The sequence below is a fragment of the Streptomyces sp. NPDC051636 genome, from assembly GCF_044453765.1.
Classification (GTDB): Bacteria; Actinomycetota; Actinomycetes; order Streptomycetales; family Streptomycetaceae; genus Streptomyces.
This window is the reverse complement of the sequence record NZ_JBITDA010000022.1, coordinates 32,936-48,520: the sequence shown is the minus strand read 5'-3', so window position 1 is coordinate 48,520 and position 15,585 is coordinate 32,936. Positions and strand designations below refer to the sequence as shown.

Sequence of the window (15,585 nt, the reverse complement as noted above, 5' to 3'; positions counted from 1 at the left end):
GCCTCAGGTGTGCGGGACGACGGCAACGGGGCAGCCGGCGTGGTGGAGGACGGCGTGGGTGACGGGCCCGGTGTGGGCGCCGAGCCGGCCTCCGCCGGTGCGACGACCGACCACGACGAGGCCGGCGCCGACGGATGCCCGCACCAGTTCCGCGCCGGCCCGCCCCGCCACGACGGTCTCGGTCACGGGGACCTCGGGGTACTTCTCACACCAGGGACGCAGGGTCGTCACCAGGGCGTGTTCCGCGGCCGCGAGCCGCTGCGGGCCGGGGACGGGAGTCGAGGCCGTACCGGCGGACGGCGCCTTGAAGGCGTGGACGACACGCAGCTCGGTGTGGCGCCGCCGGGCGGCCTCGAAGGCGAAGGTGATCAGTTCGTCGCAGGGGTGTGTGACGTCCAGGCCGACGACGACGGCACGGTAGGGGGTTTCCGGAATCTCGTCCGGCGCCACACCGTCCACGGCGGGCAGGTGCTCGTCGGCGGCGCTCCGCCCGGCTCGCACCAGCACCACCGGGCAGGGGGCGCGGCCCACCACGCGCTGGGACACCGAGCCGGTGACGAACCCCGCCGTCCTGCCGAGCCCCAGCGAGCCGAGCACCAGCAGTTCCGCCTCGCCCGCCGCCGCGAGCAGCGCCGAGACCGGGGAGTCGCACATCAGACGGCCGGCGACCACCAGCGTGGGGTGCGCGGCACGGACGCTGTCGACCGCCTCCTGGAGGAGGTGTTCGGCCCAGCCGTGTTCGGTGCTGTCCAGGGGGACGTACGGCGCCGGCCGCACGTGAGGGTGCCAGGCGTGCACGAGGCTCAGCGCGACACCCCGGCGCAGGGCCTCCTGGGCCGCCCAGTGCGCCGCCGCGAGACTTTCGGGGGATCCGTCGATTCCCGCCGCGATGTTCCGGACCATGACGTGTCCCTCCCGTGCCGGGCCGGTGAGCCCTCGTGTACTCCGAGCCTGCGCCTTCGGCGGACGTACGCCCAGGGGCCGACCGGCCCCGTCGGCCGGGACGCCCGGTACCTGCCCGGGCGCGGGCGGCGGGGTGCCGGCCATGGCGCCCAGGTGTACGCCCTCGCCGGTGGTGCCGCCCTGGAGGTCGGCGATGTCGCCGCGGAGGGCCTCCTGGCAGAACGTCCACGCCTGGGCGCGCCGGGCCCGGCCGTCGGCTGCCGCGGCGGGGGGGGACACAGGACCACCGGCCCCCTCCCGGGGGTCGGCCGGCCCTCGGACCGGGGCGGCGTGCGCAGCACGATGGAGGCGCTGCCCCGAACCGTCAGAAGGAGTGGAGCAGATGACTGCCAGCGACACCGGCGCTCACGGGCGCGACGTCACCGCCGCCGTACGGGTGCGGACCGAGGGCGATGTGGCCGAGGAGGACCTCGCCTACGTCCGGGAGAAGGTGGGCGCCGCTCTGGACCGGTCCGGGCTTCCGCCCGTCAGCGGCGAGGTCCGCATCACCAGGGCGGCCGCCCCTCACGTGGAGCAGCCCTGGTCCGCCGCCGCCGAGATCCGGGTGGGCGGCGACCTCGTCGTCGTGCATGCCCAGGAGGCGAGCGCCCGGGAGCTCGCCGACCGGCTCCAGAACCGGCTGCGCAGCCGTACGGAACGCACCGCGCACCGCGCGGACACGGCCCGCAGGACGGCCACGCCGCCGCCGTGGCGCGGAGGACCGGAGCGCTGAGCACGCTCCGGTCCGCGGAGCGGGGAAGGGCCCGCCCCTTCCCCCGTACCGGTGAGGGAGGAACTGCTGTGCCAAGCCGGACCGTTGGCGAGGTGATGACCAGCGAGGTCGTACACGCCCGCCGGACGGCGCCGTTCAAGGAGGTGGTCCGGCTGCTGGACCACCACGGGATCAGCGGGCTGCCGGTCGTCGACCACGATGACAAGGTGATCGGCGTGGTCTCGGGCACCGCTCTGGTGCGTGAGCAGGTGGCCCGGGCCGGCCTTGTCCCCGGGGCCCGCCCGTACGGCCGGGGCCCTGATGTCGGCCCCCGCGGTCGCCGTGCATCCGGAGCAGTCCGTCCCCGACGCGGCACGGCTGATGGAGCGCAGCCGCATCGGGCGGCTGCCCGTGGTGGACGAGGAGGACCGCCTCATCGGCATCGCCACGCGCCGCGACCTGCTCCGGGGGTTCCTGCGCGCGGACGAGGAGATCCTCCGCCAGGGTATCGACGACATCGTGGTGGGTGAGCTGGGGCTGTCCCCGGACACCGTCACCGTCTCCGTCCGGGACGGTGTCGTCACCCCCAAGGGACGCGTGTAGCTGCGCGGTGACGTTCCCCGGGCGGTCCAGTCGGCCTGGCGGCTGCAGGGCGTCATCGGGGTGGTCAGCTTCCTGGCCCACCACGTCGACGACTGTGCGGCGCCGGCGGTGTCACAGGCCGTACGACCCTGAAAGGGCAGACGGTCGGCCCCCTCGGAGGGACCATCGGTGCCTGGTGCGAGAGCGCGGCCGGGACGACAGTGGAATCGGGAGCGGTACCGAATCCCCCGCGGTGCCGCTCCCTTCCGTGCGCCGTCCGGAACGGACGAGGCGGAAAGGACCACCCGCTTCTCGCGGATCCGGATTGCGCGGTGCGCGGCCCGTAGCCGCTTCCCCGCGTCTGGTGGAGGGTCCTTTCCGCCAGTCCCATGGAACCACCGCCCGGCCGGCGGCGCGAGGGCCGAGTGGGCCTCCTGGTGGGTCCACTCGGCACCTTCCGGTCGCGCCGGCCTCCAGCCGTGGACGACACGCAGGGAGGCGGCGCGACGCGAGGCGGCGTCGAAGGCGAACGCCACAACCGCGTCGTCGGGCCGGTCGAGGTCCACCCCGACCACCACGTCATCGCAGGACACCACCGGGGCGAAAACGCAGGTCTCCTCGTCCCGGGCGGCGCCGGCGCGGACCAGCACCACCGGTCGCGCCGCCCGGGCCACGGCCGCCCGGCCCACGGAAGCGAGGAGGAATCCGGCGGCCCTGCCCAGTCCCCGTGACCCGAGCACCAGCAGGTGTTTACGCGCGGTCAGTCGTGCGGGACCACGGCGACGGGCGCGGTGGCGTGGTGCAGGACGGCGTGCGTGACAGGGCCGATGCGCGGGCCGAACGGGGCCGGGCGCGTGCGACGGCCCACGACGACCAGGGACGCCTCCCGCGAGGCGGCGACCAGGTGCACGGACGCGCTCGCGCCCCCGCAGTCCTCGACGACCTCGACGGAGGGGTACTTCTGCCGCCAGGGCCGCAGTACCTCGCTCAGGGCGGCGTTCTCCTGCTTGGCGATCTCCGCACCGAAGGCGGGGTCGGCGGCCAGCCCGTAGACGTAGTAGGGCGGCATGGTCCAGGCGTGCACGGCCCGCACGGCCGTCTCGCGCCGGGCGGCCTCCTCGAAGGCGAACGCGAACACCGCCTCGTCCGGGTCGGCGGTGTCCACACCGAGCACGACGGGCCGGTAGGGCGTCGCGGCGGACGGGATCCCGGCGGGGTCCGTCTCGTGTTCGTCGGCGGCCTGCTCCCCTGCCCGCACCAGCACGACGGGCCGCTCGGCGTGTGCGACGACCGCCAGGCCGACGGAGCCGACCAGAAAGCCGCCGATGCCGCTCAGGCCCCGGGAGCCGAGCACCAGCAGCTCGGCCTCCTCGGCGGCCGCCGCCAGCAGCATCTCGCCGGGACTGCCGTCGCGCTGCTCGGCGACGACCTCCAGACCCGGGTGGCGCAACCGCAGTCCCTCGGCCGTCTCGTGCGGGATCCTCTCGGTCCACTGCTGCTGCGTCTCCGCACCGAGCAGCGGGGCCTGTGCCATGGGGGCCGGGGCAGGCTCCCACACGTGCACCAGTCGCAGCGGCAGCCCCCGCAGCCGCGCCTCGCGGGCCGCCCACTCGGCGGCGGCCCGGCTCTCGGACGAGCCGTCGAGGCCCACGGTGATGGTGCGGGACATGGCGTCCACCTCCTGTTGTCGGGATCGCCTCCAGCCTTCCGGCCGGGGCGGCCGACGGGCAGGGCCCTCAGGTCCCTCACCGGGCCCGACCGGCCCTGCCGGAGCCCTCACTCCCGCGAGGAATCCGTCGCCTCCCTCAGCGGCGCGTGCCACACCAGTCTGGCCCCGCCGCCCTCCGGGCTGGTGATCTCCATGTCCCCGCCCAGCTTCCGTGCCCGCTCCGTCATGTTCGTGAGGCCGCTGCGCCGGCCCCGCGGCGGAATGCCGACGCCGTTGTCGGTGACCGTGAGGCGGACCTCGTTCCCGTCCGTCTCCAGCACCACGTCGGCGCGGTCGGCGCGGGCGTGCCGGGCGATGTTGGTGAGGGACTCGGAGAGTACGGCCACGACGTGGTCGGCGGTCTCCTGTGGCACCAGGGTGTCGAGCAGGCCCTCCATGCGCACACTGGGCGCGAAGCCCAGCACCGGCGCGGCCTCGCCCGCCACGCGCACCGCGCGGGCCCGCAACCCGGGGGCGTCCTCGTCGTCGCGGGTGCGCAGACCGAAGATCGTCGACCTGATGATCTTGATGGTCTCGTCGAGGTCGTCCACCGCCCGCAGTACCCGCTCCGAGGCCTCCGCGTGCTGGATGAAACGCCCCGCGCTCTGCAGGGTCATACCGGTGGCGAACAGCCGCTGGATGGCCAGGTCGTGCAGGTCGCGGGCGATCCGGTCGCGGTCCTCCAGGAGTGCGATCTGCTCGGCGTCCCGGCGGCGCTCCGCGAGCTCCATGGCGACGGCGGCGTGTGCGGCGAACACCTTCAGCTGCTCCGTCTCCTTGTCGGTGAAGTCACTCGCGCCCGTCTCCCGGGCCAGCAGGACCACTCCCCGGGCACGCTCCGCCAGGCCGATCGGAACGGCCACGGCCGGGCCGAGACCGGCGAACCGGGGTGGTCCTGCCGAGATCCGTTCGTCGTGCGAGACGTCAGGGCTGCTCACCGGCGCGCCCAGGGCGAAGGCCTGTCCGGTGAGGGTCCCCTGCACGGGCAGCACCAGGCCACGGTGCGCCTCCGCCTCCCGGCCGATGGCCAGCTCCACCGCGAGGGTCTCGGTGTTCTTCATCGGGATCGCCACCGACGCGAGGGCCGCACCCGTGATCTCCCGCGCCCGTTCCGCGATCAGCCCGAGGACCTCCTGCTGTCCGGCGCCGGACATCAGACTGCTGGTGATCTCCGCGTTGGCCTCCAGCCAGCGCTCGCGCAGCCGGGACTCCTCGTACAGGCGGGCGTTGTCGATCGCCACGCCGGCCGCCACGGCCAGCGTCGCCAGCACCGACTCGTCGTCCTCGTCGAACTGCGGCCCGCCTCGCTTCTCGGTCAGGTACAGGTTGCCGAAGACCTGGTCCCGCACCCGGATGGGGACTCCGAGGAAGGTGTTCATCGGCGGGTGGTGTGCCGGGAAGCCGTACGAGGAGGGGTGCTCGGAGAGCTTCGGCAGCCGCAGGGGCTCGGGATGGCGGATCAGCTCGCCGAGGATGCCGTGGCCCTCCGGGAAGGGGCCGATCCGGGTGATCTCCTCCTCGCTGACCCCGACGGTGATGAACGCCGACAGCCGCTTGCCGTCCGAGCCGATCACGCCGAGCGCCGCGTACTCGGCGTCCACCAGGGCCGCCGCGGCCTCCACGATGCTGCGCAGCGCCTGCTCCAGGTCCAGCTCCCGGCCGACCGAGAGCACCGCCTCCAGCAGGCTGTGCACCCGGTCCCGGGTGCCGCGCGCCGCGTCCAGCCGGGCCTGCAACTCCTCCAGCAGCTCGTCCAGCCTCAGCTGCGGCAGCCGAACGCGCGCCTCGCTCGCGTCCTCGGAGCTTCCCACCGCTCTCCTCCCAGCCCCCGTGCCATGCCTGCCGCCGCCCCCACTCATCTGTCACGGTAGCGGGCCGGGCAAGGGGGCGATACGGGATCACGGCGGTGGACACCACCGCGAGCGCATCGCTGCGCCCCCTCGGGCGGCGGCACACCGGTGCGTTCGGTCAGCCGGCGTCTGCTTCGTGGGCGGGACGACCTCGGGCTCGTGGGCGAGGGCGGCGTCCCCCGGGCCCGGGTCGTCGGCCACGGTGGTGGAATGCGGCCGTCCGGGCGGGGGAAACTGCGCGTGCGCGGCGCCGCGCACGCGGAACTGGTCCCGGATATCCGGCTGCCTCCTCCTGAGGAGCCGGACGCCCCCGTCCGAGGACCGCCCACCGGCATGCCCCGCTGGGGCGCAGCCGCGCTCGGCGGGCCGCCGTCAGCGTCCTTCGGCGCGCAGCCGGTCCTGGGCCTGGGTGGCGATGACAGCGGCCTGGATGCGGCGTTCGACGCCGAGCTTGGCGAGCAGGCGGGAGATGTGGTTCTTGACCGTCTTCTCGGCGAGGTACAGCCGCTGGCCGATCTGGCGGTTGGTCAGGCCCTCGCCGATCAGGGCGAGGATCTCCCGCTCCCGCTCGGTCAGGCCGGGCAGGGCGTCCGGCTCCTCCTGCTGCTCCCCGCCCCGCAGCCGGGCCATGAGTCTGGTGGTGGCGCTCGGGTCCAGCAGCGACTGGCCGCGGGCCACGGTGCGCACCGCCGAGACCAGGTCCGAGCCCTGGATCTGCTTCAGGACGTACCCCGACGCACCCGCCATGATCGAGTCCAGCAGCGCCTCCTCGTCGTCGAACGAGGTCAGCATCAGGCAGGCCAGCTCCGGCATGCGCGAGCGCAGCTCCCGGCAGACGGTCACGCCGTCGCCGTCCGGCAGGCGGACGTCGAGGACGGCCACGTCCGGGCGCAGGGCGGGCACGCGGACCAGGGCCTGCTCGACGGTGGCGGCCTCACCGACCACCGTGATGTCCGGTTCGTCGTTCAGCAGGTCGTGCACCCCGCGCCGTACCACCTCGTGGTCGTCGAGAAGGAAGACCCGGATCGAGGTGTCGGGGCCGGCCTGCTCGCGGTCCGCCATTGGTAGCTCCTTGTCACGTGTTCGGTTCTCATCGGGATCCTTCCCCGTCACCGGACGCACGGACAGGGCCGGTCGGCCCTTCTTCGGGCACTCCCCCCGCACTGGACCCACCTCCGCGATCAGCCGGGTCCGGTCCCGGGCCGACCGGCGTGCTCGCGGTCGGCCTCGTGCGGGGCCGATGCTGGTGACGCGGACGATCCCGTCCGGGGCCTGGCGGGTCGTGGACCGGCGGACGGCCGACCGGCACACCACGGCCCGGGGCACCACCGCGGGTGCGGTGATGCCCCGGGCTGGGACGAGGGACCGTCACCGGAGCCAGCGGTTGCGGCTCACTAACGGCAGCCGCGCCCACAGGCGGCCCAGCCCCCAGGTGGCCGCCGACTACGTCGTACCCGCCTCCGACCGCTCGTTGCGCTCTCAATCTCCCGCAGCGACAGCCGCGCTCCGAGGGGCCGGCGGGCCCGGCTCGCGGGGCCGAACGTCCTTGTCGCAGGCCCGTTCAGCCGTCCCAGGACCAGTCGGCCACCTCGGGCAGGTCCGTGCCGTGCTCGCGGATCCAGGCGTCGTGGCGCTGCCGCGCGTCCGCCATGCGCTGGCGTACGGCCGCGGCGCGCACCGCCAGGCCGGGGACTCGGTCGATGACGTCCATGACCAGGCGGTAGCGGTCGAGATCGTTGCGGACGACCATGTCGAACGGCGTGGTCGTGGTGCCGATCTCCTTGTAGCCGCGTACGTGCAGGTTGCGGTGGCCGGTGCGGCGGTAGGCCAGGCGGTGGATAAGCCACGGATAGCCGTGGTAGGCGAAGATCACCGGCTTGTCGGCGGTGAACAGCCCGTCGTACTCGAAGTCGCTCATCCCGTGCGGATGTTCCTCGCTCGGCAGCAGCCGGGCGATGTCGACGACGTTCACCACCCGCACGGCCAGCTCGGGCAGGTGCCGGCGCAGCAACTGGGCGGCGGCCAGCACCTCCAGGGTGGGCACGTCGCCCGCGCAGCCGAGCACCACGTCCGGCTGGCGGGAGCCGTCCTCGGTGCCGGCCCACTCCCAGATCCCGGCGCCGCGCGCGCAGTGGGCCTTCGCCTGCTCGATCGAGAGCCAGTCGAAGCAGGGCTGCTTGCCCGCGACGACCACGTTCACGTAGTCGCGGCTGCGCAGCGCGTGGTCGGCCACCGACAGCAGGGTGTTGGCGTCCGGCGGCAGGTAGACCCGGACCGCCTCGGGGCTCTTGTTGAGGATGTGGTCGACGAAGCCGGGGTCCTGGTGGGAGAAGCCGTTGTGATCCTGCCGCCACACATGCGAGGTCAGCAGGTAGTTCAGGGAGGCGATGGGCGCGCGCCAGGGCAGACGGCGGGTGGTGCGCAGCCACTTGATGTGCTGGTTGGCCATGGAGTCGACGATGTGGACGAAGGCCTCGTAGCAGGAGAACAGCCCGTGCCGTCCGGTGAGGAGGTAGCCCTCCAGCCAGCCCTGGCAGGTGTGTTCGGACAGGATCTCCATCACCCGGCCGTGCGGGTCGAGGTGTTCGTCCACCGGCAGCGTTTCGGCCTGCCAGGCCTTGCCGCTGGCCTCGTAAACGGCCTGGAGGCGGTTGGAGGCGGTCTCGTCGGGGCCGACGAGGCGGAAGTCGCGGCGGTCGGCGGTGGCCGCCATGACGTCCTGGAGCATCTCACCGAGGACGCGGGTCGGCTCGTGCAGGGTGGCGCCCGGCTTGTCGACCTCGACGGCGTGGCGCTGCAGCGGGGGCAGCGGCAGTGCGCGCAGCAGCAGTCCGCCGTTGGCGTGCGGGGGCGCGCCGAGCCGGCGGGTGCCCTGCGGGACGCAGGCCAGGACGTCGGGGCGCGGGGCGCCGCGCTCGTCGAACAGTTCCTCGGGCCGGTACGAGCGCAGCCACCGCTCCAGCTGCCGCAGGTGCTCCGGGTTGTCCCGTACGGCGGCCAGCGGCACCTGGTGGGAGCGCCAGGTGCCCTCCACGGGCAGGCCGTCGACCTCTTTCGGGCCGGTCCAGCCCTTCGGGGTGCGCAGCACGATCACCGGCCAGCGGGGCCGGCCGGTGACGCCGTCCTCGCGGGCGGCGCGCTGGAGGGCGGTGATGCGGTCGACGGCGGTGTCCATGGCGTCGGCCATCGCGCGGTGGACGGCGGCCGGGTCGTCGCCGGTGACGTGGACGGGTTCGTGTCCGTAGCCCTTGAGGAGATCGTCGAGTTCGGTGGCGGGCAGCCGGGACAGCACCGCCGGGTTGGCGATCTTGTAGCCGTTGAGGTGGAGGATCGGCAGGACGGCGCCGTCGTGGACCGGGTCGAGGAACTTGTTCGAGTGCCAGGAGGCGGCCAGCGGCCCGGTCTCCGCCTCGCCGTCGCCGATCACGCAGGTGACCAGGAGACCGGGGTTGTCCAGCGCCGCGCCGTAGGCGTGCGAGAGGGAGTAGCCGAGCTCACCGCCTTCGTGGATCGAGCCCGGGGTCTCGGGGGCGACGTGGCTGGGCACCCCGCCGGGGAAGGAGAACTGCTTGAACAGCCGTGCCATGCCGGCCGCGTCCCGTGTGACGTCCGGGTAGGTCTCGCCGTAGCTGCCCTCCAGCCAGGAGTTCGCCAGGACGGCCGGGCCGCCGTGGCCGGGGCCCCAGACGCACAGCGCGTTCAGGTCGCGCGCCTTGATGACGCGGTTGAGGTGGGTGTGGACCAGGTTGAGGCCGGGTGAGGTGCCCCAGTGGCCGAGCAGGCGCGGCTTGACGTGCTCCGGGCGCAGCGGTTCGGTCAGCAGGGGGTTGGCCATGAGGTAGATCTGGCCCACGGAGAGGTAGTTCGCGGCGCGCCAGTGGGCGTCCAGGGTGGCGAGCTCCTCGTCCGTGAGCCCGGCGGAGGCCTGCTGCGTGTCGACGGACATGGGGTTCCTTCCGGATCGGACGGCGATCGGGGGCGTGACGCGTGCCGGGGCACAGCACCACCCTCCGGGGGACGGCCGGGGGCCGACAGGGCCGTTCGGTCCACGTCCCGGGCCGAGCCGCCCTGCGCGGCCCGGGCTCACGGCGCGAGGTGCACCCCGTACAGGGTCTGCCCGCCGACGAGCTCCCGCCCGGTGACCAGCTCCGGGTGAATGCGCACGAACACCTCCCGGGGAGACGGCGCCCAGGAGCGCGGACCGATCCGCGCCAGCCGCTCCTGCTCGGCGGGGTCGGTCACCACCGTCGCCCGGCCGGTGACGACGACGCTCCACCCCGAACTCCTGGCCGCGTCGACCTCGTCCACCTCGAAGGCGACCACCGCGTCGTGGACCGCGCGGGCCAGCTCGGACTCCGCCGAAGTGCGCAGCAGCACCGCGCCGTCGCCGTCCAGGCAGAAGTTGACCGGCAGCACCGCGGGCAGGGCGTGGCGCGTGTGGACGACGCGGCCGACCGGCACCCTCGTGAGCCGGCGCAGACATTCCTGCCGGTCGAGTTCGCGGAAACCGTCGTTGGGATACATGGCCAGTCCGTCTTTCGCCTATGGAGCGGTATCGCTCCATTGTTCGGCCATGTCCGGCACCGGGTGAGGGCCCATCGGTCCCCGCGCGCCCGGAGAGAGGCCCTCTCCCGGGCCCGCCACGAGAGGGGGCCGACCGGCCCCGCGATGGCGCCTGCTCGGCCCAAGCCGGCCCATGCCCCGATCCGGCAGTGTGTTGCACACGCGATCGAGGAGGAGGCCGGGACCGATGCCGGGGACGACGAGGAGCATGCTGTGGCGGTGGCGCGGCAATCCCCTGCGCCGGCGCGACGACGTGGTCGAGGCGTGGGTCCTGCTCGCGGTCTGGCTGATCGTCGCGGTGGGCGGCGCGGTAGTGGGCCTGGTGACCGCGCGGGCCGCCGCCGACGAGTTCGCCCGAGAGCGTGCCGAACGCCGGCCGGTGCGTGCCGTGCTCCTCGTGGACGTGCCGCAGACCGTCGGGCAAGGCGCAGGCAGCGGTGACCGGATCACCGGCGAGGTCCGCTGGACAGCACCCGACGGCTCCTCCCACATCGGCCGCACCCCGGTGCGGTCCGGCCAGGACGCCGGAACCCGCGTCACGGTGTGGACGGACACGCGGGGTCACCTGAGGTCGCAGCCGCGCAGCGGTACGGAGGCGACGGCCGAGGCGAGCATCTACGGCGGCGCGGCGGCCCTGGCCCTGGCCGGCGCGGCCTTCGGGCTCGGCGCCGCGGGACGCCACTGGCTCGACCGGCGGCGTATCGACGCCTGGGGCAGGGAGTGGGACCGGGTCGGCCCCCAGTGGGGGCACAAGACCGGCTGAGGCGACACGGAACGATCAGCGAACGACGGTCTTTCAGTGGCTCGGCCGGCCCCGCGATGCGCGGGGCCGGGCCGGCCCGTCTTGCCGGTGGACGCCGCTCAGCCCTGGCGTGCCTTGCGGCGCGGGTTCTTCCTGTTGACGACGAAGGTCACTCCCCGGCGGCGAACCACCTGTGAGCCGGGCTTCGACTTCAGCGAACGCAGCGATGCGCGCACCTTCATGACGATCTTCTCCCGTTGCTCCGTGCCGGCGGTGTCCTCGAGGCGCGAGGCACCGGTGTGGTTCAGCGTTCCTCGCGGAACAGGACGTGCTTTCCCGCGGCCGGGTCGTACTTGCGCAGGACGAGCCGGTCGGGGTCGTTGAGACGGTTCTTGCGCGTCACGTAGGTGACGCCGGTTCCGGCCGTCGACTTCAGCCTGACGACAGGGCGCGCGGTGTTGCGTGCCATGAGGTCCTCCTCACTTCCACCGCACACTCGATCTTGTCCCGCGCATGTCAGCTACAGGCCCCAACCACGGGGCCGCGCGTCGCATTCCCGGCCTCTTTGTCGGCAGCGGTGTGATGTTTCGCATGAGAACGGAATGAAAGGTGATGAATGGGCAACCTTCCCTTTCATGCCCCGCGTGAACATTCCCCGACAGGTGACTCGATGACGACGGCGACCGAAGCGCCCCGCACGCCGCCCGCCACCCCGGCCACCAGATCCACCACCAGGATCCCACCGCCCGCCTCGGTGCCCTCGCTCCCTTCCCTGACCGGGCTGCGCTGGGTGGCCGCATTGCTGGTCTTCGGACTGCACGTCCGCAACTTCGGCTATTTCGGAGGCGACGGCGGCCGCATCGTGGACTGGGCCTTCGGGGCCGGAGCCAGCGGAGTGTCGTTCTTCTTCGTGCTGTCCGGATTCGTACTGACGTGGTCCGCACGCCCGAACGACCGTGCGCTCGGCTTCTGGTGGCGGCGCGTCGCCCGCATCTACCCGGTGCACCTGGTCACCATCGCGATCGCCCTGCTCATGGCATACACACTGGCCCACCAGGCGCGGCCGACGCTGCGCCAGGGACTGGCCGATCTCCTGCTGGTGCACTCCTGGTGGCACCCGTGGTGGCAGACGCTGAACCCGGTCAGCTGGTCGCTCGCCTGCGAGGCCTTCTTCTACGCCACCTTCCCGCTGCTGGCCCTCCTGCTGCGCCGTCTCGGCGCCCGCGGCTCGGCGGTGCTGGCCGGGGTGTCGGTGCTGACGACACTGGTCCTGGCCCGGGCGGACGCACACCACTGGCTGGGCCAGCCGATCAATTCCCTCCCCGCCGCCCGCCTGCCCGAGTTCGTCCTCGGAACCGCCGTCGCCCGGCTGGTGGTCCTCGGACGGTGGCGAGGTCCCGGCCTGGAGGCCTCGCTCGGCCTGGCGATCATCGGCTACTTCCTCGTTCCCCAGGTCACCGCGGGGTACCCGGCCACGCCCTGCACCATCGTCGGCTTCGCCCTGCTCATCCCCGCGGCGGCCGTCGCGGACCTGCACGGCCTGCCCTCGCTGTGGCGGCACCGACGGCTGGTACGGCTGGGGGAACTGTCGTTCGCCTTCTACATGGTCCATCTCCTGGTGCTGCGAGCCGGCACCAGCCTGCTCGGCAAGTCCCCCCACTTCGGCGTAGCAGGGGGCCTGGCCGTCACCGTCCTGGTGTTCACCGTGTCCCTCGGACTGTCCTGGGTGCTGTACGAGGCGGTGGAGGTTCCCGCGAGACGGCTGCTCCTGCGCACCTGCCGTCTCTCCCGTCCCCGGCAGCCGTCACCGTCCCCCCAGCCGCAGCCTGCTCGCCCCGCCCGCGACACTGCGGCCGCGGGGACCGACTGAAGCAGGCGCGAAGGCGTGCGGCGCGGCTGCGGACCCCGCCGTCGCTCAACCGCGTCCGCGCCCCTGGCCCAGGCGGGCGAGCACGGCACGCGCCATGGCTTCCTCGCCCGTGGCGTTCGGGTGGGCGGGGGCAGCGGGCGAGGCCGGCTGCAGTGGTTCGATCCAGCGGTCCGCGGGTGCTGTGCACATGTCGTGGCCGCGCGTGGGGCCGTAGGTGTCGGCGTACTCGGCGTGGTTCCACGCGGCCACCAGACGCAGCATCAGGTTCAGCCGTTTGCCGGTGTCCCGCAGGTAGGGGAAGTCCTCCGCCGCGAACGGGACGGAGGGGTAACAGCCGCTGCCGTCGTCGGGGAGGAGATCCGGGTAGCCGACGACGAGCACCCGTGCGTGCGGCGCCCTGGCGTGCACGGTCCGCAGCACACGGTCGACCTTCGGGGCGGTCCGCACGATGTTCACCGCCAACTGGTCGACCCCGGAGGAGGCGTAGTAGCGCTCGCACGGGTTTCCCGCCGGGTCCTGGGAACTGAGGCGGGCGCAGGTGCCGATGATGGAGCCGAAGCCGATGTCGTTGCCGCCGATCTGGACCGTCACCAGATCGGTGTCCCGTTGCAGCGCGTCCAGCTGGGGGGCGTTGGTGCCCTGGGACTTCCACATGTGCTCGGTCGTCGCTCCGCCGCAGCTCACGTCCTTGAAGGCCGTCACCTCTCGGTCCGCCGCCAGGATCGAGGGGTAATTGTGGTCCGAGCGAGCGCAGTTCGCGTCCACCTGCCGCGGGATGACAGGCCCCGACGTGTAGGAGTCGCCCAGGGACACGTACCGCGTGTCGCGGCCGTGTCCGCCGACTTGGCCGGCCGCGGCGGGCGTTGTGGAAGCGGCGACGAGGAGGCAACCGCCGAACGCCGCCCCTATCGCCACCGCACGCCGACCGCGTCTCGCCGCCCCACCCGCTTGCCTGTCGTCCGCCATGGAACTCCTCCCCCTGGGACCCGAAGGTCGCGCGGAGCCGAACCGAGACTGCGGCCCTCGCACGTTCAACGGGGGCCTGTATACCGTTCGGTATGCCTCCGGATCCAGAGGCAGGAGCCAAGTGGCAGGTCTTGGCGGAGAGTTGACGCGACGGCTTGGAAAGAATCCTCAGTGCCGCGCCACCACGCGCACCGTCCGTACCGAGGGATCGGCCGCGTCCGGGATCAGCACCCCGTGTTCCACGCCGCTGCGCAGGTAGTCGAGGACTTCGTCGGTGATCACCTCGCCGGGGGCCACCACGGGCACACCCGGAGGGTAGGGGCTGATCATCTCGGCGGCGATCCGGCCCGCGGCGCGCTCGGCGGGCACGTGTTCCGCCTCGGCGAAGAAGGCCTCGCGCGGCAGCATGGCCTGTTCCAGTTCGAGGGCCGAGGGCTCGGGCAGGTGGACCGACGGCTGCCGTTCGATGGAGTCGGCGCCGTCGACGAGGGCGCGCAGGGCGTCCAGCAGGATCTTCTCGGTCTCGTCGTCGTCGGCGTGGGTGATGGAGGCGCTGATGCGACAGGTGTCGGAGCCGCCGACGTCGACGTGCCGGTGGGCCCGCAGCCACTCGGCGGCCTGCATGCCGCTGATGCCGAGCTGTCGTACGTCGATCACGATCTTCAGCGGGTCGAAGGAGGCGGCGAGGCCTTCCTCGACGACCTCCTGGCCCATCGGCCGCAGGCCCGGCAGGTCGCCGGCCGCCATGCGGATCCGTTCCGCGCGGTGCAGCGCGGCGTCCAGGAGCTCGTGCCCGTGCTCGACCATGTGGCGGCGCCAGCCGTCGAGGGTGGCGTACACCAGGGAGGAGGCGCTGGTGGTGCCGAGCAGATCCTCCCGCTGCTTGAGGGCCTCCGGCGACACCCGGTCGTACTGAAGGTGGAAGACGGAGCTCTGCTCGATGGCGCCGCCCATCTTGTGCACGCTGGTGACGACCAGGTCGGCCTCGGCGTCCATGCCCCACGCCGGCAACCCGGGGTGGAAGGGAAGGTGGGCGCCCCAGGCCTCGTCGACGATGAGGGGGACGTCGAACTCGTGGCACACCCGGGCCACGCCCCCGATGTCGGCGCAGGTCCCCCAGTCGGTGGGCGTGATCAGCAACATGCCCTTGGCGTCGGGGTGTTCCTGGAGGCGGCGGCGTACGTCGTCGGGCTCCGGCGGGTGGGCGATGTGGCGCTCGGTGTCGAACTCGGGGTGCACCCAGATCGGCTCGACCCCGTTGACGACGACGGCCGCGACCACGGACTTGTGCGCGTTGCGGGACAGCAGCAGCTTCTCGCCCGGGCCGGCCACGGCCAGCATGGCGGTCTTGACCGACAGGGAGCTGCCACAGGTGGAGAAGAACGCATGTTCGGCGCCGACCGCGTCCGCCATCAGCTCCTGCGCCTGGCTGAGGACGCCCTGGGACTGGCGGCGGTCGTCAAGACCGTTGAGGGAGAGGACGTCGGAGCGGAACACGTCGATCCCGACGATCTCCGCCACCCGCGGATCCACGCCGCGGCCCTGCTTGTGTCCGGGCGGGCCGTAGGCCACATCGCCCCGGCGCCGGAACTCCTGCAGCGCCTCCAGCACGGGCACCCGCGAATGATCCATCGTTCCTCCCACGTCGGT

15 protein-coding genes and 1 pseudogene are annotated in these 15,585 nt (G+C 73.1%); 6 read left to right on the top strand and 10 right to left on the bottom strand.

The window, feature by feature from the left end; genetic code table 11:
* Window positions 1-3 precede the first annotated feature (3 nt).
* Window positions 4-1,182 (bottom strand): universal stress protein, encoded by a 1,179-nt coding sequence (locus tag ACIBBH_RS30825; RefSeq protein ID WP_399410217.1) that lies wholly within the window; start codon window positions 1,180-1,182, stop codon window positions 4-6.
* Between the two features lie 103 nt (window positions 1,183-1,285).
* On the opposite strand from ACIBBH_RS30825, the gene ACIBBH_RS30820 reads away from it, so the two are divergent.
* The 4 genes and pseudogenes from ACIBBH_RS30820 (at window position 1,286) to ACIBBH_RS30805 (ending at window position 2,967) form a co-directional block, all read left to right on the top strand.
* Window positions 1,286-1,675 carry a hypothetical protein gene (locus ACIBBH_RS30820; protein ID WP_399410215.1) on the top strand — a complete coding sequence of 130 codons (390 nt, stop codon included), beginning with the start codon at window positions 1,286-1,288 and terminating at the stop codon, window positions 1,673-1,675.
* 95 nt (window positions 1,676-1,770) lie between these two features.
* Window positions 1,771-1,860: pseudogene (locus ACIBBH_RS30815) on the top strand (hypothetical protein); the annotation flags it as partial.
* Window positions 1,861-1,915: 55 nt separating this feature from the next.
* Complete coding sequence (locus ACIBBH_RS30810) at window positions 1,916-2,257, top strand: HPP family protein (RefSeq protein ID WP_399410213.1); 342 nt, start codon at window positions 1,916-1,918, stop codon at window positions 2,255-2,257.
* A 458-nt stretch (window positions 2,258-2,715) separates the two neighbouring features.
* Window positions 2,716-2,967, top strand: coding sequence for a hypothetical protein (locus ACIBBH_RS30805; protein WP_399410211.1), 252 nt, complete (start codon window positions 2,716-2,718; stop codon window positions 2,965-2,967).
* Between the two features lie 29 nt (window positions 2,968-2,996).
* On the opposite strand, the gene ACIBBH_RS30800 is transcribed toward ACIBBH_RS30805, so the two are convergent.
* The 5 genes from ACIBBH_RS30800 to ACIBBH_RS30780 form a co-directional block, all read right to left on the bottom strand.
* The gene (locus ACIBBH_RS30800; RefSeq protein WP_399410209.1) at window positions 2,997-3,905 is read right to left on the bottom strand and encodes a universal stress protein; all 909 of its coding nucleotides are present in this window, start codon (window positions 3,903-3,905) and stop codon (window positions 2,997-2,999) included.
* 107 nt (window positions 3,906-4,012) lie between these two features.
* Window positions 4,013-5,755, bottom strand: coding sequence for a GAF domain-containing protein (locus ACIBBH_RS30795; protein WP_399410207.1), 1,743 nt, complete (start codon window positions 5,753-5,755; stop codon window positions 4,013-4,015).
* A 411-nt stretch (window positions 5,756-6,166) separates the two neighbouring features.
* Window positions 6,167-6,856 (bottom strand): response regulator, encoded by a 690-nt coding sequence (locus ACIBBH_RS30790; RefSeq protein WP_399410206.1) that lies wholly within the window; start codon window positions 6,854-6,856, stop codon window positions 6,167-6,169.
* Window positions 6,857-7,355: 499 nt separating this feature from the next.
* Window positions 7,356-9,740, bottom strand: coding sequence for a phosphoketolase (locus tag ACIBBH_RS30785; RefSeq protein WP_399410204.1), 2,385 nt, complete (start codon window positions 9,738-9,740; stop codon window positions 7,356-7,358).
* Between the two features lie 137 nt (window positions 9,741-9,877).
* On the bottom strand, window positions 9,878-10,318 hold the full coding sequence (locus ACIBBH_RS30780; RefSeq protein WP_399410202.1) for a pyridoxamine 5'-phosphate oxidase family protein: 441 nt from the start codon (window positions 10,316-10,318) through the stop codon (window positions 9,878-9,880).
* A gap of 226 nt (window positions 10,319-10,544) precedes the next feature.
* Here ACIBBH_RS30780 and ACIBBH_RS30775 point away from each other — a divergent pair, with 226 nt between their 5' ends.
* The gene (locus ACIBBH_RS30775; protein ID WP_399410200.1) at window positions 10,545-11,120 is read left to right on the top strand and encodes a hypothetical protein; all 576 of its coding nucleotides are present in this window, start codon (window positions 10,545-10,547) and stop codon (window positions 11,118-11,120) included.
* Window positions 11,121-11,218: 98 nt separating this feature from the next.
* On the opposite strand, the gene ACIBBH_RS30770 is transcribed toward ACIBBH_RS30775, so the two are convergent.
* Together ACIBBH_RS30770 and rpmG are read right to left on the bottom strand one after the other, a co-directional pair.
* On the bottom strand, window positions 11,219-11,341 hold the full coding sequence (locus ACIBBH_RS30770; protein WP_399410198.1) for a 50S ribosomal protein L36: 123 nt from the start codon (window positions 11,339-11,341) through the stop codon (window positions 11,219-11,221).
* 62 nt (window positions 11,342-11,403) lie between these two features.
* A complete protein-coding gene (gene rpmG, locus ACIBBH_RS30765) occupies window positions 11,404-11,568 on the bottom strand; it encodes a 50S ribosomal protein L33 (protein ID WP_399410196.1) in 165 nt (54 codons plus the stop codon).
* Between the two features lie 201 nt (window positions 11,569-11,769).
* Here rpmG and ACIBBH_RS30760 point away from each other — a divergent pair, with 201 nt between their 5' ends.
* Entirely contained in the window at window positions 11,770-12,969 is a 1,200-nt protein-coding gene (locus tag ACIBBH_RS30760) for an acyltransferase family protein (RefSeq protein ID WP_399410194.1), read from the top strand.
* Window positions 12,970-13,014: 45 nt separating this feature from the next.
* Here ACIBBH_RS30760 and ACIBBH_RS30755 read toward each other — a convergent pair whose 3' ends face one another.
* Window positions 13,015-13,935 (bottom strand): SGNH/GDSL hydrolase family protein, encoded by a 921-nt coding sequence (locus ACIBBH_RS30755; RefSeq protein WP_399410192.1) that lies wholly within the window; start codon window positions 13,933-13,935, stop codon window positions 13,015-13,017.
* A 168-nt stretch (window positions 13,936-14,103) separates the two neighbouring features.
* Complete coding sequence (locus ACIBBH_RS30750) at window positions 14,104-15,567, bottom strand: aminotransferase class I/II-fold pyridoxal phosphate-dependent enzyme (protein WP_399410190.1); 1,464 nt, start codon at window positions 15,565-15,567, stop codon at window positions 14,104-14,106.
* Between the last annotated feature and the right edge of the window lie 18 nt (window positions 15,568-15,585).